The organism is Moorena sp. SIO3I6 (assembly GCF_010672095.1).
On the sequence record NZ_JAAHHU010000318.1, the window covers coordinates 1 to 4,964 of the forward strand.

At 42.5% G+C, this 4,964-nt stretch carries 5 protein-coding genes and 1 pseudogene; all 6 read left to right on the forward strand.

Annotated features, from left to right (window positions below; all coding sequences use genetic code 11):
- Positions 1–264: pseudogene (locus F6K49_RS34985) on the forward strand (hypothetical protein); the annotation flags it as partial.
- On the forward strand, positions 245–394 hold the full coding sequence (locus tag F6K49_RS34990) for a hypothetical protein (protein WP_293104132.1): 150 nt from the start codon (positions 245–247) through the stop codon (positions 392–394). The pseudogene F6K49_RS34985 and the gene F6K49_RS34990, both read left to right, overlap by 20 nt.
- A gap of 1,061 nt (positions 395–1,455) precedes the next feature.
- The gene (locus F6K49_RS34995; RefSeq protein ID WP_293104138.1) at positions 1,456–1,782 is read left to right on the forward strand and encodes a hypothetical protein; all 327 of its coding nucleotides are present in this window, start codon (positions 1,456–1,458) and stop codon (positions 1,780–1,782) included.
- 404 nt (positions 1,783–2,186) lie between these two features.
- Positions 2,187–3,704 (forward strand): reverse transcriptase domain-containing protein, encoded by a 1,518-nt coding sequence (locus F6K49_RS35000; protein WP_293030681.1) that lies wholly within the window; start codon positions 2,187–2,189, stop codon positions 3,702–3,704.
- Between the two features lie 109 nt (positions 3,705–3,813).
- A complete protein-coding gene (locus tag F6K49_RS35005; RefSeq protein ID WP_293104141.1) occupies positions 3,814–4,035 on the forward strand; it encodes a hypothetical protein in 222 nt (73 codons plus the stop codon).
- Positions 4,036–4,349: 314 nt separating this feature from the next.
- The coding region (locus F6K49_RS35010) for a hypothetical protein (protein ID WP_293104144.1) at positions 4,350–4,964 on the forward strand (615 nt) is incomplete at its 3' end.

A 4,964-nucleotide genomic window follows, 5' to 3' on the forward strand; every position in this document is an offset into this window, starting at 1 on the left:
TACAGTCACTGGCAACTGGCCATGACACCAAAGGAATTCATCTCGAAATGGGAGGTCAGTCGAGAAGACATGGCATTAATCTGCTCCCGCTCCATCAGTACAGTTAACAGCTGGTTTGCTGGCACTAAGCGCTATAAAGCTCCTGGTGCTGACGTGTTACGACATCTTGCCCTGATGGACTTTTTGTTGGAAAATTTCGATGCTATTCCCAGGGAGTTGTTGGAGCGATTATGTGGTAATAATCTTGAAGGTTATTCGCCGTAGGGATAGTCGTAAACAGGTAGACACCGTGGTGCGTTACGGGCAGCAACCTAACCCTGGCTATCGAGAAAATGAGGGCGAGCCCTTCCCTAACGCACCCTACTGGCGTGGCACAACTAATTTGGTGCTTTAGTAAAATCCCTTATCCCTTGTAAATTAAGGTTTTTAACAAAAATCTATTACACTATTTTAAGCTTGCCACGCCACTACGTCTAAAAATACATTTTTATTGAAATTGCATTTTTAAATCACTCAAAGCATTACTGGGCAACCACTCTAGCGCTTATTTTATCAGAATTTATAGCGTTTCTAGGACTCATGAGGTACACAGAATTGTTTGACTATTGGCTCTTGCCTCTTCTCTCTTACCTGCTCCCTGCTCCCTACTCCCTGCTCCCTAAAACCTAAGGTGCGCTTTCCGTTGGCGAATTAAATTCGCCACGGGTCGCACCTCAGATATTTGTACCTCACAAGTCGTAAGTCGTAGAATTGCTATATCATAGCCACTCTAGGAGAGCCGTTTTTAAAAACTTTGTGTATGTAAAGTTTATAGGAATTTGTATAAAGATTTCATGAAGTTTATAACCGATAACAAGATCTAATTTATAATTAGAATTAGATCCAATCAGACTTGACACAATAGTATTTTTAAGGATAGTATTTATATAGCTATCCTCAAAAGCTTTGCATTTCCGATTTTTTGTAGTCTGATTGGATCTAACAATCGACTCATTCTTCTGATTCGCAGCGCTTGGTAATGCTCCTAATCTGGAAATGGTCGATGTAAGAGGTATTCTTAAAAAGCCAGTGAGTCATACCACTGACTCGTCTACCCTTCTAGAAGGCTACGTCCACACAACCCTAGGTGAGACGATCTCCATCACCGGCTCCTGATTATAGGAGCCATTGTCAGGTGCATCTCAAAGTTGTAAATCTATAACTTAGGGTTGTAAATCTATAACTTAGGGAAGTGGAGGAGTGTTTTAGCCTTCAATTATCGTAGTCATTGGTACCTCTAACACAGGGTATCTGTGTGATTTACTGTGTTTTGCCTCGTTGCCATGTAGGTGGAGTAGTGCCAGATTTTCATACTAGAAAGACTCAGCCAGACTCAGTTTCGCAGGCCGGTTCTGGCTGCTGTCTTTCTAACAACTAACAACATTAACACGGCTCTTAAAGAGCCGATAATATCCCATGCTAGCATATCAAAATCCCGATTTCAATGTGGAAGTTAGCGAGGTTGTTGCTACTGAAGGTGTTCCATCAACTCTCCCTACACCTTCTGGTAATGGCGGGCTACCTATCCCCCTGAGGCAAGGTGGAATAGCGGTGGCCATAATTGTTGCCTTAACCCTGTTATTAAAAACAACTATCGAAGCGGTGCGGCTCGTTCTAAATAGGAGCCTTTCGAAACGAGAGGGGTATGATTTAGGGAATTTATGTTCTAACTACCAGATGGATGAAGGTGAGAATCCTTCCCTTGAAGAGACAAGTGACTCCCTATCTGGCCACACCGAGTAGGCGGCAACCTACAGAGTGAAGCTGGCAACAGGGCGGAATCAGAGGTAAATCAGATGTGCCACACTGCCGCTAATGGGGAAGACGACATGGGTAACAGTAGCGAAAGTCCTGAAAAAGTGTCTAAATTGTAAGCCGCAATCTGACTAGAACATGCGAGACTTTATCCCTTCATTCTCACGGAACTTCGTTTCGGTATCCGTAATCTCTGAGAAGGGGATAGGCAAATAGGACTGCCCTAAATCGTCATAGAATCTATCAGGTGGAACGAGTAAAAACGGCAACATTATCAGGTCTAGGAACAGGTCGAACCCTAGTAAGTTATGCCAAACTTAATCCCTGTTGCCGGGTAGGATGCAGTCGAAAACTGGCTGCGGGTATTCAGAATACACGAACTCTAGAAGAGCATGGGTAGACACATATCTAAATATAGTGACCTATGGAAAAGCCAACAGTGGAAAAAACTCCGCCAGAATCTTTTCCGCCTACAAAAGCGAGTGTATAAAGCGGTTCGAGATGGTGACTTACGGAAAGCGCGGTCTTTACAAAAACTTATCCTGAAATCTCGCGCAGCTCAACTTTTGGCCGTCCGTCAAGTGACTCAATTAAACAAAGGGAAAAAAACGGCTGGAGTAGACGGCCTGTCAAGCCTCTCCTACAGACAGCGAATGGAACTGGTAGAAAGACTAAAAAACTGTGCTTCGGACTGGAGACACAGTAAACTACGCGAAATCCCCATTCCAAAGAAAAATGGGAAAATACGAATGCTAAAAATACCAACCATAGCTGACAGAGCATGGCAATGTCTAGTCAAATTCGCCTTAGAACCAGCTCATGAGGCCACCTTCAGCGCTTATAGTTATGGTTTTAGAACCGGCAGATGCGCTCAAGATGTCCAAAAAGGAGTATACCAACAACTAAAAGGAACTAAAAAGAAAGCCAATATACTAAAGCGAATCATCGAATTAGACATCAAAAAATGCTTTGACCGTATATCCCACAAATCCATTATGGATAGTCTAATAGCTCCCGCATCTACAAAATTAGGTATATACAGATGCCTTAAAGTCGGAGTGAACCCAAACTTCCCAGAACAGGGCACCCCTCAGGGGGGCGTCATCAGCCCTTTACTGGCAAACATAGCACTTGACGGAATAGAAGAAATACACACCAGTCTACGGTATGCCGACGATATGGTGATATTTCTAAAACCAAAAGATAATGCCGAAGAAGTATTGAGTAAAATCAAAAACTTCTTAGCAGAACGTGGGATGGAAATCAACGAAGAAAAGACCAAACTGACCAAATCGACAGATGGATTTGACTTTCTGGGATGGAGATTCCGCGTCCAGCAAAACGGAAAATTCCGAAGCATTCCCTCAGTGGAAAACTTTAAGAAATTACGTGACAAAGTCAAAGCCATAATCAACAACTCGAACTATGGTGCCAAAGTTAAAGCTAAGAAGCTAGCTCCAATCGTACGTGGATGGCGCAATTATCACAGTAGTTGCGATATGAATGATTCGCGGAATTCACTATGGTTCATCCGCAACACTGCCAACCGAAAGTTCCGAAAGGAAAAGAAAGTAAGTCGGTATAGAGCAAATGAACTGTGCGATAAAGGATTCCCAAAAGTCAAATACAAACAAAATCACCACGTAAACGTAAAAGGAACTAAGTCTCCTTACGACGGTGACTTAGTGTACTGGAGCCGCCGAAATTCAAGATTGTATTTTGGTAAAACTTCGGACGCATTAAAAGAGCAAAACCATTCCTGTGGACACTGTGGGTTAAAGTTCTTAGAAGACGAATCTGTACATCTTCATCATATCGATGGAAACCACGACAATTGGTCAAAACTGAACTTAATAGCAGTACACCGAAGCTGCCACCAACAGATACACTGGAGCAAAAGCAAAAGCTAAGAATACCTAGGAGCCGTGTGAGGGGAAACTTTCATGCACGGTTCTGAAGGAGAGGTGCTCCCTTTAATAAGGGACATCGACTCTAACATTAGAACGTTGGATTGCCCTGGTGGGTACTGGTTTAATGTTTAGTAGTATTTCTTCCCAAGCTGCTGGTAAACCGGTAGAGTCTATTATCGCCCAACTATACCCCAAACAATCCTTAAATTGCCCCAAGGCTGGTTTTACACCTTGCTTGACTTACAGTGTGGTGTTTGTGCTATTTCATGTTGGCTTTGGTGTGATCGCTGGGTTAATTGTGTATCGCATTATTCATCGGGTATCAAAATGATAAGGTTGTAGGGTGGGCAAAAACAATTTGATTATTTTAGTTGTAGGGTGGGCAAAAACTGTTGGCTTCTTTTCATAGTTCTAGATCATAACATTTTGCCCACCCTACGTTCTTTGGTTATTTTAGTTGTAGGGTGGGCAAAAACTGTTGGCTTCTTTTCATAGTTCTAGATCATAACATTTTGCCCACCCTACGTTCTAGATACTTTTTTGGTGGGCAAAAACTGTTGGCTTCTTTTCATAGTTCTAGATCATAACATTTTGCCCACCCTACTTTTTTTTGTGGGCAAGATGTGAAAAAAAGCAACTTTTTTTATGCACACCGTTGAACTTGAAAGGTTAAAAGCTAGAAAAGGAGCAAGGAAGCGTTCTGAAATTCCGAATGACGTCTTATGGGCACTCAATCACGGAAAAATTGAAACCGTCAATCTTGTTGAATGGTTAGCAATTGATATGCCTTTTCTGCTTCGGACTAGTCTTACCGAAATAGGTTGGAAAGAAAAAATTGATAACTTGTATGATCAGAGCTTGAAACTTCAAGACCAAGGCATTACCAAGGGACTCAAAGGCATTGGTAAAATACTTTTTAACGCTCTAGAAGAAGAGGAGAACCAAACGGACATTTTTGAAACGTTGGCTAATCATACGTCTGACATGGTGAGAGCTTGGGCTGCTTTTAGTATAGCCGCTGACCAGACTTTCTCCTTACCCGAGAGGTTAGAAATAATGGGTAGGTTCGCGGCTGATGGTAGTTTCTCTGTCAGAGAATGCGCTTGGGATGCCTTTAGAAGCTATCTTGTGGATGATTTAGCTTATAGCTTCGATTTACTAATGGAGTGGGTTAAAGATGAAGACCCCAATATTCGACGCTGTGCGGTAGAAGCTACTCGTCCTCGTGGCGTTTGGTGTAAACATATTCCAACTTTGAAG